The organism is Exiguobacterium sp. s121, from assembly GCF_018617245.1.
In the GTDB taxonomy this organism is placed as follows: domain Bacteria; phylum Bacillota; class Bacilli; order Exiguobacteriales; family Exiguobacteriaceae; genus Exiguobacterium; species Exiguobacterium profundum.
In genome coordinates this window covers 1416980-1436636 of record NZ_JACSJV010000001.1, presented here as the reverse complement: position 1 = coordinate 1436636, position 19657 = coordinate 1416980, and the positions used below count along the sequence as shown (strand labels likewise).

The 19657-nt window shown below is 45.5% G+C and carries 21 protein-coding genes and 1 pseudogene; 19 read left to right on the top strand and 3 right to left on the bottom strand.

Translation table 11 applies throughout. The features are described 5' to 3' along the window. Nucleotides 1-7 precede the first annotated feature (7 nt). Genes KOG47_RS07395 through KOG47_RS07375 form a run of 5 tightly spaced genes read left to right on the top strand, consistent with a single transcriptional unit; the run spans nt 8 to nt 4855 of the window. A complete protein-coding gene (locus KOG47_RS07395; protein WP_214691018.1) occupies nt 8-2257 on the top strand; it encodes a DEAD/DEAH box helicase in 2250 nt (749 codons plus the stop codon). After that, the gene (locus KOG47_RS07390; protein ID WP_214691017.1) at nt 2254-3417 is read left to right on the top strand and encodes a ribonuclease H-like domain-containing protein; all 1164 of its coding nucleotides are present in this window, start codon (nt 2254-2256) and stop codon (nt 3415-3417) included. Before KOG47_RS07395 ends, KOG47_RS07390 begins: the two co-directional genes overlap by 4 nt. Further along, nucleotides 3414-3959 carry an SLOG family protein gene (locus KOG47_RS07385; RefSeq protein WP_214691016.1) on the top strand — a complete coding sequence of 182 codons (546 nt, stop codon included), beginning with the start codon at nt 3414-3416 and terminating at the stop codon, nt 3957-3959. Before KOG47_RS07390 ends, KOG47_RS07385 begins: the two co-directional genes overlap by 4 nt. Nucleotides 3960-3963: 4 nt before the next feature. Beyond that, the gene (gpsB, locus tag KOG47_RS07380) at nt 3964-4260 is read left to right on the top strand and encodes a cell division regulator GpsB (RefSeq protein WP_084543127.1); all 297 of its coding nucleotides are present in this window, start codon (nt 3964-3966) and stop codon (nt 4258-4260) included. Nucleotides 4261-4279: 19 nt separating this feature from the next. Then, the gene (locus tag KOG47_RS07375) at nt 4280-4855 is read left to right on the top strand and encodes an NERD domain-containing protein (RefSeq protein WP_214691015.1); all 576 of its coding nucleotides are present in this window, start codon (nt 4280-4282) and stop codon (nt 4853-4855) included. A gap of 35 nt (nt 4856-4890) precedes the next feature. Here KOG47_RS07375 and KOG47_RS07370 read toward each other — a convergent pair whose 3' ends face one another. Next, the gene (locus KOG47_RS07370) at nt 4891-5178 is read right to left on the bottom strand and encodes a hypothetical protein (protein ID WP_074037157.1); all 288 of its coding nucleotides are present in this window, start codon (nt 5176-5178) and stop codon (nt 4891-4893) included. 94 nt (nt 5179-5272) lie between these two features. Here KOG47_RS07370 and KOG47_RS07365 point away from each other — a divergent pair, with 94 nt between their 5' ends. Continuing rightward, on the top strand, nt 5273-5524 hold the full coding sequence (locus KOG47_RS07365; protein WP_074037156.1) for a hypothetical protein: 252 nt from the start codon (nt 5273-5275) through the stop codon (nt 5522-5524). 49 nt (nt 5525-5573) lie between these two features. On the opposite strand, the gene KOG47_RS07360 is transcribed toward KOG47_RS07365, so the two are convergent. Then, nucleotides 5574-7112, bottom strand: coding sequence for an FAD-dependent monooxygenase (locus tag KOG47_RS07360; RefSeq protein WP_196430589.1), 1539 nt, complete (start codon nt 7110-7112; stop codon nt 5574-5576). 112 nt (nt 7113-7224) lie between these two features. Between KOG47_RS07360 and KOG47_RS07355 the strand changes: the two genes are divergently transcribed. The 13 genes and pseudogenes from KOG47_RS07355 (at nt 7225) to KOG47_RS07295 (ending at nt 18685) form a co-directional block, all read left to right on the top strand. Beyond that, entirely contained in the window at nt 7225-7848 is a 624-nt protein-coding gene (locus KOG47_RS07355) for an NUDIX hydrolase (protein WP_260563706.1), read from the top strand. Between the two features lie 40 nt (nt 7849-7888). After that, nucleotides 7889-8089: a DUF2187 family protein gene (locus KOG47_RS07350; protein WP_012726121.1), complete on the top strand. Its 201-nt coding sequence runs from the start codon at nt 7889-7891 to the stop codon at nt 8087-8089. Nucleotides 8090-8105: 16 nt separating this feature from the next. Further along, nucleotides 8106-9290 carry a DUF2157 domain-containing protein gene (locus KOG47_RS07345; protein ID WP_251131853.1) on the top strand — a complete coding sequence of 395 codons (1185 nt, stop codon included), beginning with the start codon at nt 8106-8108 and terminating at the stop codon, nt 9288-9290. Next, nucleotides 9287-9739 carry a GDYXXLXY domain-containing protein gene (locus tag KOG47_RS07340; RefSeq protein WP_159562160.1) on the top strand — a complete coding sequence of 151 codons (453 nt, stop codon included), beginning with the start codon at nt 9287-9289 and terminating at the stop codon, nt 9737-9739. Before KOG47_RS07345 ends, KOG47_RS07340 begins: the two co-directional genes overlap by 4 nt. Before the next feature lie 238 nt (nt 9740-9977). After that, on the top strand, nt 9978-10691 hold the full coding sequence (locus KOG47_RS07335; RefSeq protein WP_230872804.1) for a 3D domain-containing protein: 714 nt from the start codon (nt 9978-9980) through the stop codon (nt 10689-10691). 107 nt (nt 10692-10798) lie between these two features. Continuing rightward, nucleotides 10799-11515: pseudogene (locus KOG47_RS07330) on the top strand (ABC transporter ATP-binding protein); the annotation flags it as partial. Between the two features lie 10 nt (nt 11516-11525). Further along, nucleotides 11526-13031, top strand: coding sequence for an ABC transporter permease/substrate-binding protein (locus tag KOG47_RS07325; RefSeq protein WP_214691010.1), 1506 nt, complete (start codon nt 11526-11528; stop codon nt 13029-13031). Next, the gene (locus tag KOG47_RS07320) at nt 13028-13900 is read left to right on the top strand and encodes a diacylglycerol/lipid kinase family protein (protein WP_159562162.1); all 873 of its coding nucleotides are present in this window, start codon (nt 13028-13030) and stop codon (nt 13898-13900) included. Before KOG47_RS07325 ends, KOG47_RS07320 begins: the two co-directional genes overlap by 4 nt. 122 nt (nt 13901-14022) lie before the next feature. Next, nucleotides 14023-15375: a sodium-dependent transporter gene (locus KOG47_RS07315; RefSeq protein ID WP_215244022.1), complete on the top strand. Its 1353-nt coding sequence runs from the start codon at nt 14023-14025 to the stop codon at nt 15373-15375. A 198-nt stretch (nt 15376-15573) separates the two neighbouring features. Continuing rightward, complete coding sequence (locus KOG47_RS07310; protein WP_012726129.1) at nt 15574-16296, top strand: 5-bromo-4-chloroindolyl phosphate hydrolysis family protein; 723 nt, start codon at nt 15574-15576, stop codon at nt 16294-16296. After that, nucleotides 16280-17509 carry a toxic anion resistance protein gene (locus KOG47_RS07305; RefSeq protein WP_215244021.1) on the top strand — a complete coding sequence of 410 codons (1230 nt, stop codon included), beginning with the start codon at nt 16280-16282 and terminating at the stop codon, nt 17507-17509. The genes KOG47_RS07310 and KOG47_RS07305 overlap by 17 nt, the downstream gene beginning before the upstream one ends. Before the next feature lie 50 nt (nt 17510-17559). After that, entirely contained in the window at nt 17560-18135 is a 576-nt protein-coding gene (locus KOG47_RS07300) for a deoxycytidylate deaminase (RefSeq protein ID WP_215244020.1), read from the top strand. Between the two features lie 199 nt (nt 18136-18334). Further along, the gene (locus tag KOG47_RS07295) at nt 18335-18685 is read left to right on the top strand and encodes a hypothetical protein (RefSeq protein WP_074037147.1); all 351 of its coding nucleotides are present in this window, start codon (nt 18335-18337) and stop codon (nt 18683-18685) included. Between the two features lie 151 nt (nt 18686-18836). Here KOG47_RS07295 and hisJ read toward each other — a convergent pair whose 3' ends face one another. Continuing rightward, on the bottom strand, nt 18837-19655 hold the full coding sequence (hisJ, locus tag KOG47_RS07290) for a histidinol-phosphatase HisJ (RefSeq protein ID WP_074037146.1): 819 nt from the start codon (nt 19653-19655) through the stop codon (nt 18837-18839). Nucleotides 19656-19657 lie beyond the last annotated feature (2 nt).

The following is a 19657-nucleotide window of genomic DNA, read 5'->3' as shown; positions in this document are numbered from 1 at the left end:
TGACTAGATGCGAAAATCTCGCTCTGTCGAAGAAATCATAAAAGAATTAAGAGATGATCCTGGTTTTTCAAACCACGTACGTCATTGGCACACGGTCGATGCACGTCCGGCCCAATATGCCCCAATTCCAGAGCAGGTGCCTGAACAATTGGTGAATGTACTTAAGAATCGTGGAATTGAACAGCTGTATACGCATCAAGCCGAGGCTGTGAAACAAACGGCGGCTGGCCATTCGACGGTCATCGTAACACCTACGGCATCAGGAAAAACACTGTGTTATAACTTACCCGTCCTATCCAAGATGATTGAAAAACCTACAGCACGTGCGCTTTATCTTTACCCGACAAAAGCACTCGCGCAAGATCAAAACAGTGACTTGATGGAGATGATCGAAGCCCTTGAAGGGAATTTGCGATGCTTCACTTATGATGGCGACACATCACCTGCGGCACGAACGAAAGTTCGCGATGCGGGCAATATCGTTATCACGAATCCCGATATGTTACATTCCGGCATCTTACCTCATCATACGAAATGGATTCGTCTATTTGAGAACTTAGAATACATCGTCGTCGACGAACTCCATACGTATCGCGGCGTGTTTGGCAGTCACGTGGCGAACGTGTTTCGACGTTTAAAACGAATCTGCGCCTATTATGGTAGTCACCCAAAATGGATCATGACATCGGCGACCATCGCGAATCCGCTTGAACTTGCCGAGCTATTGACGGAAGAAGAAGTCGTATTAATCGATCGAAACGGGGCACCTCAAGGCAAGAAACACCTTGTCTTCTATAATCCGCCTGTCGTCAATGAAGCACTCGGAATTCGTCGTAGCGCAACGCTCGAGACGAAACGAATCGCCTCGAGGCTCGTGGAAGCGAACATACAAACGATTGTATTTGCGCGGTCGCGCGTACGTGTCGAGGTGCTATTGACCTATTTGCAGGAACTAACACGGCGGGAGCTCGGACCAAAGTCTATTGTCGGTTACCGTGGCGGCTATCTTCCATCTGAACGCCGAGAAATCGAACGACGGTTGCGGAACGGGGAAATCAAAGCGGTCGTTTCGACAAACGCGTTAGAGCTCGGTGTCGATATCGGTCAACTTCAAGCATGCGTCTTAAATGGATATCCAGGGACAGTCGCTTCGTTATGGCAACAGGCTGGGCGCGCCGGTCGTCGGCATTCAGAGTCACTCGTTGTATTTGTCGCATCCTCGTCATCACTCGACCAACTCGTCGTCGAACAGCCGGACATGATTTTAAATCGCTCACCGGAAGCGGCACGTCTTGACCCGAATAACTTGATTATTCTAGTAGACCACATCAAATGTGCCGCTTTTGAGTTGCCGTTTCAAAAGGGAGAGCGGTTCGGAACAGTCGACACGGAAGATATATTAGAGTTTTTGACGGATGCTCACGTCTTACACGAACGGGCCGATAGGTACTATTGGATGACGGATTCGTTCCCGGCCCATGACATCTCGCTTCGGACGAGTGATCAAGAGAATGTCGTCATCGTCGATCAGACGGCGAAGCATCAAGTTATCGGTGAAATGGACACGTTCAGTGCCATGACGTTGTTACATGATGAAGCGATTTATTTGCATGGAGCCGAACAGTACCAAGTCGAAAAACTCGATTTTGAGGAGAAGAAAGCATATGTCCGCCGGGTTGACGTTGACTACTATACGGATGCGAATTTAGCAGTTGAACTGAAAGTACTCGAAGAGAACAAGTCAGACGGAGCGAAGACGTTTGGTGAGGTATCGGTCATCGCGATGGCCACCTTGTTCAAGAAAATAAAATTCGGGACGCATGAGAACATAGGGTCGGGTCCGATTCATCTACCGGAGCGAGAGTTGCATACGACAGCTACATGGTTCACGTTAGATGAGCGATTCGCCTATTCGGAGGCGGACCTCGAAGATCAACTTGAAGCGGTCAGCGATTTGATGAGGCGACTTGCGCCACTTTATCTCATGTGTGACACGCTCGATTTATTCACTACGATTCAGATGAAGTCGACGCATACGAGTAAGCCGACCGTTTATTTGTACGACCGGTATCCAGGAGGCATCGGTCTCAGTGAGGCGCTCTATAAAGATGCAGACATGGTGCTTGAAGCGGCAGAACGGACGGTATCCGACTGTCCATGTGAGAGCGGATGCCCCCGTTGTGTCGGCATGATTGGATACGGTGATTTCAAACAGCAAGTCATCCGTCAGTTGCAAGCATTGAAAGGAACGATATGAAAGCTAAACTATCTAGATTAATCAAAACGAACGAACCTGGCCCAAAAGCTAAGGTCACGAGCCCTGACGAAGTGGAGCAACAAAAGTGGAAGGATCATGGGGGCGAGATTTTAACGTTTGAGGGGGAATGGTGTGTCCGGATTCGAAAGACATATCCGCTCGACGAGGTGTATCACGACTTCAAGTTTGGAGAAGCAAGAAAGATGATGCGTCAAACCGAGCACCCGTTTTTCGTCGTCGACTTAGAGCCCGACCAAGTCCTGTTCATGGATACGGAAACGACCGGGTTACGCGGTTCAGGAACATCAATCTTTTTGATTGGATTTGCTAGGATTCAAGAAGGACACCTTGAAATGATTCAATACGTGTTACCTCATCCGGCGTTTGAAACCGCCTTTTACTATCATTTCTTGCAGGATATTGGAGATGAGGTTCGTTTCGTTACCTATAACGGGAAATCATTTGATTGGCCCCAAATCAAGACGAGACATACATTCGTCAAATCCAGGGTGAAACAATTACCTTCAGTGGGTCATGTCGATTTACTTCACGCTGCAAGACGATTGTTAAAACCGAGGCTTGAATCGGTATCATTAAAAGCAGTCGAAGCATACTTCGGTCATGAACGAACGGACGACCTTCCTGGATTCTTGGCGCCGATGCACTATTTTCAATATGTCAAAGAGCGGAATCCTGAAATATTGCTCCCGGTCCTCGAACACCATCATGCGGACTGTTTAAGCCTTGTCTCTTTGTATACACGTCTCAGTCAACTCGTTACGACCCCGGTAACTGATTTTGGAGAGGAACGTGCTCACTGGTTACATGACCTTGGCGAACAAGATCAAGCGCTGAGGGAGTTTGAGCAACTCTCGAGTCCATCGAAGCGTTCCATCATGCGGCAAGCGATGATATTAAAACGAGCTGGACGATTCGAGGAGGCCATTCCGCTATTTGAGTCGCTTCATACGATTGAAGGGTATGTCGAACTCGCCAAGTATGCAGAGCATAAACAAAAAGACATCGCTTTGGCGATTGATTACACGGAGCGAGCCATGAAGCTCCTCGAACAAAAGCGAACAGTGCTACGTCAAACTATCGACCGTGAGAAAATTGAATTGGAGCATCGACGAGCTCGCCTAGAAAGGAAGCAAACATGAAAGTAGTAGCCGTCACAGGATATCGTCCTCATGAACTCGGCATTTTCAAAGCGGATCATCCAGGAATTGAAATCATTCAAGAAGCTTATCGGAAAAAGATACTTGAAGTCATCGAATTAGGTGCTGAATGGTTCATATTAAGTGGAACGAATGGTTGTGAATTGTGGGCTGGACAAGTATTGTTAGAGTTAAGAGAAACCTATCCGATTAAAATTGCCGTGTTTCCTCCATTCTTAAATATGGATGAGCGCTATAAACCATTCGAACAAGAACTATTTGTGCAACTGCAACTCGAGGCAGACTTTTTTGAACCGCTGACACAGCGTCCATACGAAGACCCGAGTCAACTACGCGCAAAAACGGCATTCTTTTTAGATAAAGCAGAAGGATTGATCACCTTGTATGACGAAGAAACGGAAGGAAGTCCCCGCTTTTTAGTCGATGGGGCTCGGCGGAAGCCGAACATGGAAGTTTTCCTAATCACACAAGAAGACTTACGAGTCATTGAAGAAGAAAAACAATGGGAACAACAATGGGAGTGATATGATGCAAACGGAATTAACAGCAGAAGCGATTTATAAACAAGAATTCAAGACGGCGTTACGTGGTTATTCACAAGAAGAAGTCGATCAATTTTTAGATGTCGTCATTCGCGATTATGAAAAAATGGCGAAAGAAATCGAGCGTCTTCAAAAAGAAAACGACTCGTTGCGACGGGAACCTGCGCCTGCGTCGGAACCAGTTAAACCAGCACAACCGGTTGCGTCAAATTATGACATGTTACGCCGTATCTCAAATCTCGAAAAAGCGGTCTTTGGAAAGCAAGTCGGTCCAAGCGAATAATGAATAGGGGGTGGAGTCTATGTTGCAAGTGTTAACGGCCACGGAGAAACAACCAGTCAAACAACAGACAAAAAAGCTGTTTCGTGTGAAAGAAGAAGTGATGAAAGCACCAACCTGCTATACAGATCGTCTCGTCGAAAACATCAGACAAACATGCCGATTTGATTGGATGATGATTGAACAAGTCAAATTAGGGGATGATCTCGTTCATTACGTGCTCGTCGGACCTAAAGGCGTATTCTTGATTCAATTAAATCGAACTCCAGCCTCCGTCCATATGACAAACCGGGAATGTCGAACCGAGACCTCGATGGGGTGGAAACAGGTTTATCCTCACCCTGTCACGGAATTAGAACGGATGACCAAACAAGTGCGGTCACGATTAAAAAAAGAGTGTAATCAAGCAATTCCCGTCTATTCGTTTTTAATCTTCCCGGAAACGGAACGATTGAAGTTAGAACGAATTAAGGCGAATTGTGGAGATTCATTCGCTCTGGTGGATCAGGTGATTAGTAAAACGAACCTTGAGACGTTGACAGAGCCGCTCGTCAAACAAATCGCCTATTATTGTTCTGAGCGACAAGTACATAAATAAGAAGAAGGCCGAATACCAATCATTCGGCCTTCTTCTTATTTTAAAAGTTCTCTTGCTTTTGCTGCATCATCTCGGTGTACGAATAGTGCAACGCGATCGTCCAAGTTTTTTGCGAGCGGTTTTAATAACTTTCCGGTCGGAAGTCCTTGTTCCACACGACAGGTGATGCCCCGCTCGGTCAAGTAATGATAATCACCTAAGAGTTCTTCACCTTGTTTCCCGAATGCTTCACCGAAACGAACCCACTTCAAGTTGCGAATTGTTCGAATCGTGACCAAGATGACAAACAAAATGGCGAGTGCGATGATCAATAATGTTTCCAATGCCTTCAACCCCTTCTTTACACAAGTTTAATGGTGTGGCGAGTTGAAAGCAATATGGAGCGAACGGTATACTGAAATGGAAAAGAGGGATGAAATGAAAAAACCGATTCAATCGAGACGAGAGGCAATCTCACTACTAGAAAATCAGCAAGTACTCTATATTCGAATTCATAACGGACAAACGGGCATGATCAAATCGACAGAGGAAGGTATCATCGTGGCCATTCCAAATGAAGAGACAGATCAAATCGATTTTCGAAAACTAGAGGACATCGAGGCGTTTGAAGCGTTTTATGATTTGACGCTCTCGAAACCAGGGATTTTGTATGTAAACGTTGAAGAGTAATGACATGGAGAGCTTCACCATTTCGGTGGGGCTCTCCATTTATACACGTTTAAGAGGAAGGCAGCCAGACAGCTAACTTGTCCTGTAACGGCTTTAGGCGAACGTGATGTTGCTTATGCAACAAATAACCGTCTGGGCGAATGACTAGTATGCCACGTTTCATAAAGAGAGATTTGGCAAGTTCGTTCCCTTGATCAAAGAACGGGCGACTCGTCTTAGATAAGGTGATGGTTTGAATGAACGGTTGGTTCTCGTTCAAATAGTCATAGATGGATGACAAATCACGTTTCCCATCGTCAAATACAAGCACTTGAAACCGTCCGTCCGCGATTTCCGATATTTTAGTCCGAAATCCGTCATCCGTTCGTAAAATCTCTGTCTCCGGAAAAATTTTTCCTTCCGCGACGCGACGAAACGGTAATCGTAGCGCATTCGGATACGACAAATGAAGTTGAGAGATCCGTTCGGTGATTTTTTGGTTGATGAGATTGACACGTGTGAAGACATCGGCACCGATTGCTTGGAACGGTAAGAGCATCGGAAGTGTCGTCTGTAACATCTCCGTAGCGATATTCGTCGTCTGTAGCACGTTACGGGCTACGTGCTCCCGCTCGTCCCGATAAGTGGACACAACGTGATGGGGAGCGCCAGTTTTGAGATGCAACCATAGTTTCCAACCTAAGTTGAAGGCATCTGCAATCCCAGTGTTCATCCCTTGTCCACCGACCGGGGAGTTAATATGTGCCGCATCCCCCATGAGAATGATGCGGTTGTGAATGAACGTATCGACCATGCGATTATGCACGCGGAATAAGGAGAACCATTCAACGTCGCGAATATGGACCGGCATATGACTGCGTTGTTCCACCAATTCTTGAAGGTCCGATTCTTGGAATGATTCATCCGTTCTCAAGTTTCCTGTGATGCGAATCGTTTCATCCGTGAGCGGGAAGACTTCGAGCACTCCACGATCCGAGAAAAAGATATGAACCTCTTCACGGGATATCGGCCAATCAGCCTTCAAATCGGCTAGCACCCAAGCCTCTTTGAACGATTTACCACTAAACGGAAGGGCGAGCATCCGACGAACCGAACTGTTGGCTCCATCGGCGGCGACAACGTATTTCGCTTCAACAGCACGAGTTCGCCCGTCTGTAGCGGTCAAATGTGCGATGGTACGGGATGGGTACTGGGTGATGGATGACAACGTTTCACCGCGCTTCACAACATGACCATGTTTTTGTAGAGCACGTTCTAATATGTCTTCGGTTTCATTTTGACGTAATAACGTCACGAACGGATATGGGGTCACGAGTTTGGAGAATTCAAGTTTTGCTGTCCACTGTCCCGAAAAATATAGATTCCCCCGTTCAATTGTTCGGGCACGTTCTAGCACTTCTTGAGCAACATCCAAACGAGAAAACACTTCGATGGTCCGCGGCTGGATTCCGATAGCTCGTGAATTATCCGACGGGGTCGTCTTACGATCAATGATTTGAAAAGATACGCCATATCTAGCTAAAGTGAGTCCGAGCGTCAGGCCGGTTGGCCCGGCGCCGACAATCAATACATCTACTTGTTCGTCCACGCTGATCAACTCCTATCATTAATATTGATATTTCCGACATTGGCAGCGACTAAACGAAAAGTAGGGTATAGAACGGTATATGATATTCGATGATGGAAGGTGAGTGAACATTGTGCAGCCATGGATCACAGAAGAACAGATTCGAGATAGTTTTACAATGGATGAAGATTATGAACAAACAGCTGCAGTGTTAATCCCACTCGTTCAGATTGATCAGGATTGGCACGTCGTGTTTGAAGTACGAGCTCACACGATGCGACAGCAGCCTGGGGAGATATCATTTCCAGGAGGACGCCTCGAAAAAGGAGAGACGCCCGTTGAAGCAGCAATACGAGAAACTTGTGAAGAGTTAGAGGTTTCTGCAGATAAAGTAGAGGTCGTAGGCAAATTGCGACCGCTTGCTACGCCGCATCGCCAATTGATTTATCCGTTTGTCGGAATCCTATCGGAAGTACCAAGTGTAGAAGGGACGGATGAGGTCGATCACTTGTTTACCGTACCGATTTCCACATTACTCATGATTGATCCATTCCACGGAGAAATGGAATGGACGATGAGTCCGGATCAAAATATTCCACTTGATCGATTGGCGAATGCTAAAGCGTACGAAAAACGGGTAATTAAAATGAGAGAACCTTTTTATGAGCATGAAGACTACATCATTTGGGGACTTACTGGAAAATTCTTGACACAATTTATTAAACGGATAAAAGAAAACGTATTCAAACGGTTATAATTTCGTTATAATGATAGAAACAAATTTAGATTGGAAGTGAATGGGTGTGTCTGAAGAATTCCTCGTAGGTGATATCGTGAAGTCGACTCGTGAAGGATGGGTCGCTGAAGTGACCGCCGTACTGACCAATACTGTGATCGGTGACGTCTCGATTATGGAAGAGTTTCAACAGCTCGGACTCGAGTTCGAGAAACAAGTTTTACTAAAATCAGAATTGGAATTGATTGAACGCGCCAGCTGACCTTTTTCTGAAAGGGATGATTCAGGTGTCCATTGACAAAAAAGTACGTGAATGGCAAGAGGCGGGTTTATTGGATGAAGCGACGGGATTAAGACTAGTCGACTATGAACATAAACGACGGGCGGCTAGTGAGCAACATGACCACAAGCCGCCCGTTTTGGTCATTGTCGGATCCATCTTGTTGGCTCTTAGCCTATTCAGTTTCGTCGCAGCCAACTGGCAAGCGATTCCCGGCCTTTTGAAAATCGGTTTGTTTCTTCTTTTTATGGTTGGATTCTATGTCTTTGCCGAGCGGGTTCGCTTGAAAACACCAAGATATGTCACGCTGTTACGTGTACTAGGGTTCGTTTTCTTTATCGCGACCATGGCGGTCATCTTCACGACGTATAATCTGTCTGGCCAATTGACTCTATTGTTCTGGATCATCTTTGCGATGGCCGTACTTCATCGCGTCTTGTATGAGCATGTTTTCTTCTCCATCCTCTCTGCGATTACCGCATTTATGGCCGTCACTAACAGTTTCGAAGGGATCGGTCTGACGTTAATCGCTTTTGGACTGATAGTCACATGGGCGTGGTTCCATTTCGTTGATGAATCGTTGGATCGCACGTTCGCATGGTTGACCTTTTATGGTCTTCTCAATATTTTCGGTCAGTATATCGATTATGAGGGAAGACTGTGGCCGCTTTGGTCACTCGTCATCTTGCATGCATTGCTCTTGTTCTATCGAAAACAAGCAGTTTGGCAAGCAACGTATCTCTTCATTGCGGCCGTTCTATCAATTGGTTATTTAATTAATGTGACAGAGAGTTGGCTCTCTCAAAGACCGCCTTCCGTCATTGAAGCGACACTCTTGTCGGTTGCACTCGTTGCCGTCTATTTGATTCATAGACGGAATGATCTTCTGTGGGTAAGTCTGCTGGCAGTTATCCCATTTGCACTCTTTGAAGATTCAGGAGTTTTACTGGCAATCATCATCGAAGTGATTGCACTTGCTTACTTGATTCGCCAAGACGTGACACGACGACCGACAATTTTCGCCTTCATCTATTTCTTAATCGTTCAAATGACAATTTACTTCATCTACGTGTGGGATCGGCTCGACATCTCACTCTTCTTCTTGATTGGTGCGTTAATCGTCTTTGCGTTGTCACTCGCACTATGGTGGCGTAATCGAACGAGAGGGGATGTGACGACATGAAACGATTTTCTGTTTGGCTTGTCCCGGTTGCTCAAGTCTTGATTGCCATCGTCTTTGTGATTCTTGTCTATGCCATATCGTGGGTCGGGGAGACGTACACGTTTAAAGGGTCTTCGTTCGAACCGTATGACCCTTATTTTGGGGATTCCATCTATCTCGAATATGATGCCTTCAAAGGACGACAAGATGTCGAAACCGGAACGGTATATGTTTCCTTTAAAGAAGGGGAAGATGGATATGCTGTCCTCGATCGGATTGAGTCGAAACCGTTTTTTGGTGGCATTCGGGCAAACTACTATGATCGTCTTCTTTATATAGAAGAAATGGGTTCGTATCGTGTGTCGGAAGATGAGATGGATGCGATAAAAGGTAAGCAATCGTTCACGGTTCAAGTTGATGTCGCACCGTGGGGTATGCTCAGAACGTATGAAATTGAGCCAAATGAATAAGCGTTAATCATGACAGGAAGATTACAGGTTTGTTACACGATTGATTGTAACGAATCTGTAATTTTTTTGTGAACTCATGGAATATCAACGTTTATTTCAATTATTACAATCTGTAACCGATTTTTTTGTCATATGTCAGGAATGTTTCACTTCGATAAAATCACTACTTTGACGGGACTTCTCGTGGTAAATTAACATCTGTTCGTTACATAACGAGAAAGGTGATGACCTTACTACGATGAAATTATTAAAATATATGATCGTCATTGGAGCTACGATGATGGGGTTGTTCACATTCATCGATCAGGCAGATGCTGCACAGATCGGAATCGGGACAGAACAGAAAATCGTACAAAACCCGCTTGAACTAGAACGCCAAGCAATTGAAGAAAAACGACAAAAAGAAATCGCCCGACAAAAGAAACTTGCTGAAGAAAAACGCATCGCAGAAGAGAAACGGATCGAAGCAGAACGTCTTGCGGAAGAGAAAGCAAAAGAAGAAGCAGAGAAAGCAAGACTGGCGAAACTTGAAGCAGAACGAAAAGCGGAGGAAGAGCGAAAAGCAGCGGAACAGGCAACAGCTGCAAAAACGTCGGCTTCTGCCACTCAATCAGTCAGTGCAACACCAGTATCTACATCTAAAAAAGTCATTACAGTCGAATCGACAGCTTATTCAAATGATGTTGCGGATAACAAGGCGTACGGCGGTCGTGTATTAACGGCCACGGGTCATGATGTGACTGATTCGATTTATTATAACGGAATGCGAATTATCGCCGTCGACCCAGCCATCATTCCTTTAGGGTCAAAAGTCCACATCCAAGGTGTCGGTGATGCGATTGCCCTTGATACAGGTGGTAGAATAAAAGGACATATCGTCGATTTACTCGTCGATTCAAAACAGGACGCGATCCAATGGGGGCGTCGACATATTGAAGTAACGCTATACTAAAAATCAGGTTCTCCAATTAGGAGAGCCTTTTTTTGTTTAACAAAGTAGAGAAACGGGCAAATTACTATTTGAATTTCCATTTTGGAAATAGTTGAGGAGGGATCAGGTTGATTGAGTTTCGTGATGTATCAAAACGTTATGAAGACGGGACGTTAGCCGTCAAAGAATTAAGCTTAACAGTAAATAAAGGAGAAATCTTCGTATTGATCGGACCTTCAGGTTGTGGCAAGACAACGACGATGAAAATGGTCAATCGATTAATCGATCATACGGACGGAAAAATTTTAATTGATGGAAAAGAAATCTATCAATTCGATATTTTTGAGTTACGTCGAAACATCGGTTATGTACTCCAACAGATTGCATTATTCCCTCACTTAACAGTGGAAGAAAATATCTCTGTCGTACCTGAGCTTTTGAAATGGAAAAAAGAACGAACGAAAGACCGTGTGACCGAATTGATGAAGATTGCCGGTCTCGACCCGAAACTTCGCTCGAAAAAGCCAGCAGAATTATCAGGAGGTCAACAGCAGCGCGTAGGCGTGTTGCGTGCTTTAGCTGCAGACCCGGACGTCATCCTCATGGACGAACCCTTTTCTGCGCTTGATCCGATCAGCCGTGGTCAATTGCAAGATGATATTAAGCGCTTGAATGACGAACTTGGCAAAACGATCTTGTTTGTCACACACGACATGCAAGAAGCGATGAAGCTTGGTGATCGCATCGCGTTAATGCGTGATGGGGAACTCATGCTAGTCGGTACACCAGAAGAAATCTTGGCGAGTGAAGATCCGTTCGTCTTAGAATTTACACAACGTGGAAGAGGTGAGCTAGATGCTTGAGACGTTCCAAAATAGACAAGGACAGCTTGTCGAGGCACTGATTGAGCACTTGCAGCTCTCTGTCGTATCGCTTTTGATTGCCGTATTGATTGCCGTACCATTGGGAATCTGGCTGACGCGCCGTAAGAAAATCGCCGAAACCGCCATTGGTGTCACTGCGATTATTCAAACGATTCCGTCGCTTGCCTTACTTGGTTTGATGATTCCGCTCGTTGGAATCGGGGCATTACCTGCTATTATTGCGCTTGTCTTATATGCGCTCCTACCTATTTTACGAAACACGTTCACCGGTTTAAACGAAGTGGATAAATCGTTGCTTGAAGCCGCTCGAGCTTGTGGGATGAAGCCGAATCAAAGTTTGATGAAAGTTGAACTCCCGCTTGCTTTACCGGTCATCATGGCTGGTATCCGGACCGCGATGGTTCTGATTGTCGGTACGGCGACGCTCGCTGCTTTAGTCGGAGCAGGTGGACTCGGTACGCTGATTTTGCTCGGGATTAACCGGAATGACAATTACTTAATTTTACTCGGGGCCATCCCGGCCGCGATTTTGGCACTCTTATTTGACTTCTTGTTGCGTCAGATGGAAGGTGCGACGGCGACTCGAAACAAGGCGAAATTGATTGCTGTTTCTACTGTCCTCGCCTTGGTCATCGTCACACCGCTCGCGTTCGGTCGTTCGCAAGAAACAGACCTTGTCGTTGCCGGTAAACTTGGTCCAGAGCCGGAAATCCTAATGAATATGTATAAGTTGTTGATTGAAGAAGAAACAGATTTGACTGTATCTGTGAAACCGAATTTCGGGGAGACGACATTCGTATGGGGCGCACTCCAATCTGGAGACGTTGATATTTATCCGGAGTTTACAGGTACGGCACTGGCGAGTCTCGTCAAAGAGACACCTGAATCAAACGATGCCGGTGAAGTTTACGAACAAGCGAGAGAGGCACTGGCAGAAGACGGATACGTGATGCTCGAACCGATGCAGTTTAACAATACGTATGCGCTCGCGATTCCACGTGACTATGCAGAGGCGGAAGACATTACGGCTATTTCAGATTTACGAAACGTACAGTCTGATATTCAAGCCGGGTTTACACTTGAATTCACCGACCGTGAAGACGGTTATCCAGGACTTCAAAACGAGTACGGGCTTGATTTCCCGTCTGTCGTCTCAATGGAGCAAAAATTGCGCTATCGCGCCATCGCACGAGGGGATGTCAATCTAGTCGACGCTTATGCGACGGACCCTGATATCGCCGAGAACGACCTCGTCGTTTTAGAAGACGACCGACAATTCTTCCCGCCTTATCAAGGAGCACCGCTTATGAAAGAGGAGACACTTGAAGAGTATCCAGAAATCGAGGATGCGCTCAATCAGCTCGCAGGTAAAATCACAGACGAACAGATGTCTGAATTGAATCGACGTGTCGCGTACGGAAATGAACGCGCATACGATGTAGCGAAAGACTTCTTAGAACAGGAAGGGTTACTATGAGAGCTTTGATTATTTCGAATCCGAAGTCCGGCACGAGCGAAACGATGCTCGGAGAGGTCATCGGAACGATTGAGTCGCTCTATGAAGAAATCATCATCAAGAAAACATCGGAAATTGGGGATGCGCTTCGATTCGCGAAAGAAAGTAAACCGTTCGACCATCTGATTGTCATTGGCGGTGATGGTACGCTAAATGAGGTAGTGAATGGGTTGATGACCTTAGAGCGCGACGAGCGTCCGACAGTCGGCATCATTCCTGCCGGGACGTGCAATGATTTCGCTCGGGCACTTGAACTTCCGATTCAACCAACACAAGCGGCAAGTGTCATCAAGTCGCATCATGAACAGCATGTAGACGTCATTCAAGTTGATGAGATGTATGCCCTCAATTTCGTCGGAGTCGGATTGATTGCAGACACATCACGTCAAATCGATCCGAATGAGAAAGAATCGTTAGGTTCGATTGGCTACTTTTTAGCGACCATCCGCCAATTTCGTGAAGCCGACCCGTTCGAAATTCGATTGCGACGTGGGGATGAGATGCTCTATGAAGGGGATGTCAGTTTTCTATATGTAGGAAACGGGAGCTATCTTGGGACCGTACCGACGAAACTGGAGACGCAATCGTTTTCGGACGGGCTGTTAGAAGTGGTACACAGCTCGGCAATCGGATTTCCGATGATTCGTCAATTGTTAGCCCAGCAACTCGGTCTTGATCAAAAATCGGCGGAGTGGAATCACTTTCAGGCTTCACATGTTGAAGTCGAGTTAAACGAACCTCAAATCATTGATATCGATGGTGAACATTTCGAAACCGATCACTTGACGATACGGATTCGAGAGCGAGCCCTCACGTTTTTAACGCCATAAAGCATCAACAGAGAAAAGTATTCAGACTTTTCTCTGTTTTTTTGTTGTCCTCATCTTGGAACCGTGTTAGTATTTCACTATTATTATGAAAATGAAATGAAAAAGAGGAAGTAGGGGTAAACATGGCGCAAAATTCATTCGCCTCAAAAATTGGATTCATACTAGCTGCCGCAGGGTCAGCAATCGGTTTAGGTGCAATCTGGAAGTTTCCATATGTCACCGGAACGAGCGGGGGCGGTGCCTTTTTACTCATGTTTTTGGCGTTCACATTATTACTTGGTCTGCCATTATTGATTGGAGAATTCATTGTCGGACGTTCGACTCAAAAGACTGCGCTTCTTGCTTTCAAACAGTTAGGGCATGGCCGTTGGACCATTATCGGCTACTTAGGTGTCCTTGCTTGTTTCTTGTTACTTTCCTTCTATAGTGTCATTGGAGGATGGGTCCTCATCTATATTGGACTCGGTTTAAGTGGGACGCTCAGTGGACGTTCGGCTGACGAATTTGGTGAGGTGTTCGGGAACGTCGTATCGACACCTGAAATTGCCGTGCTCGGACAATTCTTGTTCCTCTTAATCACACTCTTAATTGTCTTACGTGGCGTTGAAGCAGGGATTGAACGAATGAGTAAAATTTTGATGCCACTCTTGTTCATCAGTTTCTTAGTTCTCGTGGTCCGCTCGTTGACGCTTGACGGAGCGATGGAAGGCGTTCGTTTCTTCTTACAGCCTGACTTTTCTGCATTGACTGGCGAATCGGTATTGTTTGCCCTCGGACAGGCGTTCTTCTCCTTATCGTTAGGGGTGGCAGCGATGCTGACATATGCGTCCTATATAAAGACGAAAGGAACATTGAACCGGTCGGCTAACATGATTGTCTTGTTGAACATTGCGGTTTCACTTTTAGCAGGTCTAGCCATCTTCCCGGCAGTCTTTGCATCAGGTCTTGATCCGGCTGAAGGTCCGGCGTTACTCTTCGTCGTTCTACCGGCAGTCTTCAATCAAGTACCGCTCGGTGGATTCTTCATGGTCTTGTTCTTCCTATTGTTCGCTTTTGCATCGATTACATCATCGATTGCCATGTTAGAAGTCGTCGTCGCAGGTGTGACCGATCGTCTAAATGAAAAGAAATCATCATGGACGAAAAAGAAAGTGACGGTGACAGCCGCTCTTCTCGTCTTCATCGTGGGAGTACCATCCGCGCTGTCATTCGGACTCTTAAGTGATGTACAGATTTGGAACGGTCGGACGTTCTTTGATACGATGGACTATCTCGTCAGCTATATTTTAATGCCGATCGGTGCACTCTTGACTTCCATCTTTGTCGGTTACATCGTTGACCAACGCGTCTTAAAGGATGAAATCGAAACATCAAAACCTGGTGTGAAGCTGTACCCAATCTGGCATGCACTCATTCGCTATGTCATTCCTGTAACTGTCGCGATTGTTATGGTTTCAACATGGATGACCACGTAACAAACGAACTGTAGACTCTATGAGTCTACGGTTTTTTTCGTCTCGCAACGGGAAAGTAGTCGATATAGGTAGTTGATTCTACACCTGTGGACGGAGGTATCGACGAATTTTATTATGCTAAAATGATAGGGATGACGAAACTTTTGTTGAATGGTTTCGTAATGTACAATAGAAGTAACATGAGATGAGGTGAAAAGAATGAAAACATGGATGAAATGGGCCCTGACAGGGGCAGTCATATACTTTGCCATTAACGTATTCGATTTCTCCTGGTTATTCATTATTGTAGGGGCGCTCGTCTTGAATGAAGTATGGTCGACGAACAAGCGCAAACATCGTCAACGTACACCGACAACGGTGGCAAAACGTGCCAAAAAGAAACTGTTACTCGATGAGGAAGAATCGTTTTCTGGATCGAGGATTTTAAAACCGATCGAAGAGCCGATGCCTACGCGACAGTTCGAGGCGACAGACGATTTAGAGCTTCAATTTTTGCAACGGACGATTGAGCAAGGATATGAGAAGTTACAACAAATCGACCGTGTTCTTCCAGATATTAAAGATGTAGAAGTGAGGCGTGAAATGAAGGCCGTCTCGAAAGAAGCGCACGAATTGTTCGAAGAATTATTCGAAAATCCACAAGACGCAAAGCATGTTCGAGACCTGTTCACATTCTATTTAGATTCCCTCGTCTCGGTCGTCTTGAAATTTAAAGAGCTTGAAGGAAAACGGGTCGTCATTCAAGAAGAGACTCGGGAACAATTAATCACAAATATGCGACTAATTGTCGATAAATTTAAAGAACAACGCGGACGTCTCCTTGAAGATGACGCCGTAGACTTTGAACGTGAACTGATCATGATGGAGCGCGTCTTGTCTGATCAGCCGGAAGGGAGAAAGAAACATGACTTCATCGAATGAAACGAACTGGCAGTCATGGCCGGAAGAAGAACTGACTTCTGATACGAAAACAAAAACGGAGACGGAGGGGTTCAGTGACCCATCTGTCGAATGGTCATCCGTTACACAGTCACATGAAGTGCCAGCCATTCAAGCGAAACCAGACGTGCCTCAAGAGCATCGCGAGCGCATCACACGATTGGCTGAATCCATTGATATTAAAAAGACAGACTCTGTTATGTTGTTCGGGTCGAATGTCCAGCGCGAACTTTCCCAATTCTCTGATCAAATTTTGACGGAAGTGCGGATGAAAGATGGCGGCGATGCCGGTAAACTGTTGTCTGACTTGATGCAAAACGTCCGTAAGATGGACCCAGATATGCTTCAACCGGAGAAAAAGAGTTTCATGGATAACATTCCGCTCATCGGTCGTGCGAAGAAGAAGGCTGAAAACTATAAGCTTCAGTTCGAAAAAATGAACGTCTATTTGGAAGAGGTCATCCATAACCTCGATCGTGCGAAGTTCGGTCTCATGAAAGACATCACGATGCTCGATCAAATGTATGATAAGAACAAGCGATATTTCGAAGAGTTGAACGTCTATATCGCCGCGGGTGAGACAAAACTTGACCATGTACGGGAATACGAGATTGCCCCGTTACGTCAAGAAGTAGAAATTTCTAAAGATCAATCGAAGCTTCAACAATTGAACGATATGATTCAATTAGCGGACCGTTTTGAGAAAAAGTTGCACGATTTAAAATTGAGTCGTACCATCAGCCTTCAAATGGCACCTCAAATTCGAGTCATTCAGCAGAATAACCAAATCCTTGCTGAAAAGATCGAGTCAGCGGTCGTCAACACGATTCCGCTTTGGAAAAACCAAGTCGTTCTTGCACTCAGCTTGACGCGCCAGAAAACGGCACTTCGTATGCAGCAGGACGTGACGAAGACAACAAATCAACTGCTTGAGCAGAACTCGAAGATGCTCAAAGATTCATCGATTGAAATCGCTCAAGAAAATGAAAAAGGGATTGTCTCTGTTGAATCACTGAAAGTCGCTCACGAGAACTTACTCTCTACGTTAGATGAAACGTTACGCATCCAGCAAGAAGGGAAGCAAAAACGTCGTGACGCAGAGCGCGAACTTGACCGCATGGAGCACGAATTGAAGGAGAAAGTCATCGAGATCGCTTCGAAAAATAAAGAACTACCAAAGGACACTGGATACTAAGGGGGAAGTCTGAGCAATCAGACTTTCCTTTTCTACGAGGAGGGACTTGAGTGGAGAAGCAACGATTGTGGGATGAGACGTGGTTATTATTCGCTGATATGATGGCCGAGCGGCACTCGAAGTGTGCATCGAAGAGTGTAGCCTGTGTCATTGTAAAAGACGAAAAACCGATTTCAATTGGCCTGAATGGTACACCATCTGGTCATACGAACTGTAATGAAATCTATATCAAGCAAGAAGATGGGTTCTATAAGCATGCCGACTATGTTGCATCGACAGATTTCGATATGATTAACGAACCGGCACGACTCATCCGAGATGATGTGACATATATCAAGTGTACAGACCCATTTGATCACCATCACTGGTCGAAGCAACATGAAATCCATGCGGAAATCAACGCGATTGGAAAACTCGCTGCCGATTCAACGAATGCATTTGGTGCGACGGCGTATGTCACGCATTCACCATGTCATGCCTGTTCACTCGCCTTAATTGCGGCACGCGTCGCGCGAGTCGTTTATGCTGTCGGTTATGAGCATGGGGATGGGTTAGAATTGATGCGTGAAAGCGGGATTGAAGTGTTACATATGCCACTTGAAAAAATGTACAAAAATACATTGTAAACGTTTTCATTAGATGATATATTATTAATGTACTGCCAATGGTGTTTTACTCTTCCATTATTCGCCCCTCCTCGGAGGGGCCTTTTTTTTGTTCAAAATGAGGTGAGACAAACTTTACACATAATGTTCAATATTTCACAATATACACTTTAAAATCTCTTATATAATAAAAGTAGATTCAAGAGAGGGGAATTTACACATGGAAAAACTCGTTCGCTTTACAGATGGTGCATATGAAGTAGAGGCGTTGATCACACTCGAAGAAGTGTGGGAAGATAAATTTGCGATTGGCATGCACAAGGAGCTTGCCGTCAAATCATTAACCATTAACGGAAATGAAGTATCAGAGATTAAACATGTTCGTGCACTCCTTCGATACTATCCGACGCTTGGTGTATCAGGAATCTTGTTGGCATTAGATAAGGCGGCTGCTGAGATTGTCTCATTGTCGAAAGATCAAGATCCAGCGCTCCAATACGTTGAACTCGTGGCCATTCAAATGGACGAGGAAGCGACAAACGACTTGAAAACATTATATGCGGCAATGTGATCTCAATTGGGTGAACCATTTCACCCAATTTTTTATTGCATCTTTTATTCGTTATGGTATGATGTTTACAGATGAAGAAATGGAACGCCATATCGTTGTCAACCATAAGCATGGGGATCTAGATAGCTAGATCGCTGTCAAAAAGCCACGTTCATAGGAACGTGGCTTTTTTTTGTTCAATGAAGTCGAATCCAGCCGCCACATCTTGAGCGAGGTGCGCATCCGAACCCATCGTGAACGGGATGTGCAGGTCGTTCGCGGATTTTGCAAGTCCGGCGACGTAAGGTACCCCACAATCCGGTTTTCTGAGTCCGGCCGTGTTGAAGTCAAGTCCGAATCCCCGGTCGGCAATCATCTGTAACAGACGTATTTCTTCCTCTTTTACTTTTGAGCGGTCCCATTCATAGTTTCTTTGATACTTTATCGGGAGATCGAGGTGTCCGATACGAGCGACACGGATGTCTTCCCACGAAAATGAGAGACCCTGTTCAATCGACTCATAATAAGCTCTCATTACGCTCTCGAATGAGCCAAACGCTTTGATGAGTTCATCAAACGTCTCGGCAGAATAATCAATCGGCATATAGGCGCCATCTCTATATAGGAAATGCTGCGATAAAATGACTTCATCAATCAATGGTGCGAAAGGCTTGAGTAAGGCAATGGTCTCTTTCTCTAAATGAGGCAATAAGTCGACTTCTAATCCAACTTTAATGTCGATAACCGCTTGATACTGCTGTTTCATCTGATGCAACGTATCGAGGTATTCTGGAAGTAGATCAATCGACATCGCCGAGTCTTGATTCGGGACCGGGTCGGTGAACGATGGGGGGAAAGGCGCATGTTCTGTGAACGTCATCGTTTGCAGGCCTTTTTCGATCCCGACTTGAATATAGTGTTCAATCGGGTCATTTGTACCGTGTGGACAAAAAGGGGTATGCACATGGCCATCGTGGGTAAAGTTAAACATCG

Excerpts from the sequence above, each read along its gene's own strand:
- hisJ (WP_074037146.1), bottom strand. The coding sequence starts at position 19,655 with ATGTTTAACTTTACCCACGATGGCCATGTGCATACCCCTTTTTGTCCA.
- gpsB (WP_084543127.1), top strand. The coding sequence starts at position 3,964 with ATGCAAACGGAATTAACAGCAGAAGCGATTTATAAACAAGAATTCAAG.
- KOG47_RS07325 (WP_214691010.1), top strand. The coding sequence starts at position 11,526 with ATGCTTGAGACGTTCCAAAATAGACAAGGACAGCTTGTCGAGGCACTG.
- KOG47_RS07295 (WP_074037147.1), top strand. The coding sequence starts at position 18,335 with ATGGAAAAACTCGTTCGCTTTACAGATGGTGCATATGAAGTAGAGGCG.
- KOG47_RS07375 (WP_214691015.1), top strand. The coding sequence starts at position 4,280 with ATGTTGCAAGTGTTAACGGCCACGGAGAAACAACCAGTCAAACAACAG.
- KOG47_RS07340 (WP_159562160.1), top strand. The coding sequence starts at position 9,287 with ATGAAACGATTTTCTGTTTGGCTTGTCCCGGTTGCTCAAGTCTTGATT.
- KOG47_RS07320 (WP_159562162.1), top strand. The coding sequence starts at position 13,028 with ATGAGAGCTTTGATTATTTCGAATCCGAAGTCCGGCACGAGCGAAACG.
- KOG47_RS07305 (WP_215244021.1), top strand. The coding sequence starts at position 16,280 with ATGACTTCATCGAATGAAACGAACTGGCAGTCATGGCCGGAAGAAGAA.
- KOG47_RS07315 (WP_215244022.1), top strand. The coding sequence starts at position 14,023 with ATGGCGCAAAATTCATTCGCCTCAAAAATTGGATTCATACTAGCTGCC.
- KOG47_RS07350 (WP_012726121.1), top strand. The coding sequence starts at position 7,889 with ATGGGTGTGTCTGAAGAATTCCTCGTAGGTGATATCGTGAAGTCGACT.
- KOG47_RS07335 (WP_230872804.1), top strand. The coding sequence starts at position 9,978 with ATGAAATTATTAAAATATATGATCGTCATTGGAGCTACGATGATGGGG.
- KOG47_RS07395 (WP_214691018.1), top strand. The coding sequence starts at position 8 with ATGCGAAAATCTCGCTCTGTCGAAGAAATCATAAAAGAATTAAGAGAT.
- KOG47_RS07345 (WP_251131853.1), top strand. The coding sequence starts at position 8,106 with ATGATTCAGGTGTCCATTGACAAAAAAGTACGTGAATGGCAAGAGGCG.
- KOG47_RS07310 (WP_012726129.1), top strand. The coding sequence starts at position 15,574 with ATGAAAACATGGATGAAATGGGCCCTGACAGGGGCAGTCATATACTTT.
- KOG47_RS07385 (WP_214691016.1), top strand. The coding sequence starts at position 3,414 with ATGAAAGTAGTAGCCGTCACAGGATATCGTCCTCATGAACTCGGCATT.
- KOG47_RS07365 (WP_074037156.1), top strand. The coding sequence starts at position 5,273 with ATGAAAAAACCGATTCAATCGAGACGAGAGGCAATCTCACTACTAGAA.
- KOG47_RS07390 (WP_214691017.1), top strand. The coding sequence starts at position 2,254 with ATGAAAGCTAAACTATCTAGATTAATCAAAACGAACGAACCTGGCCCA.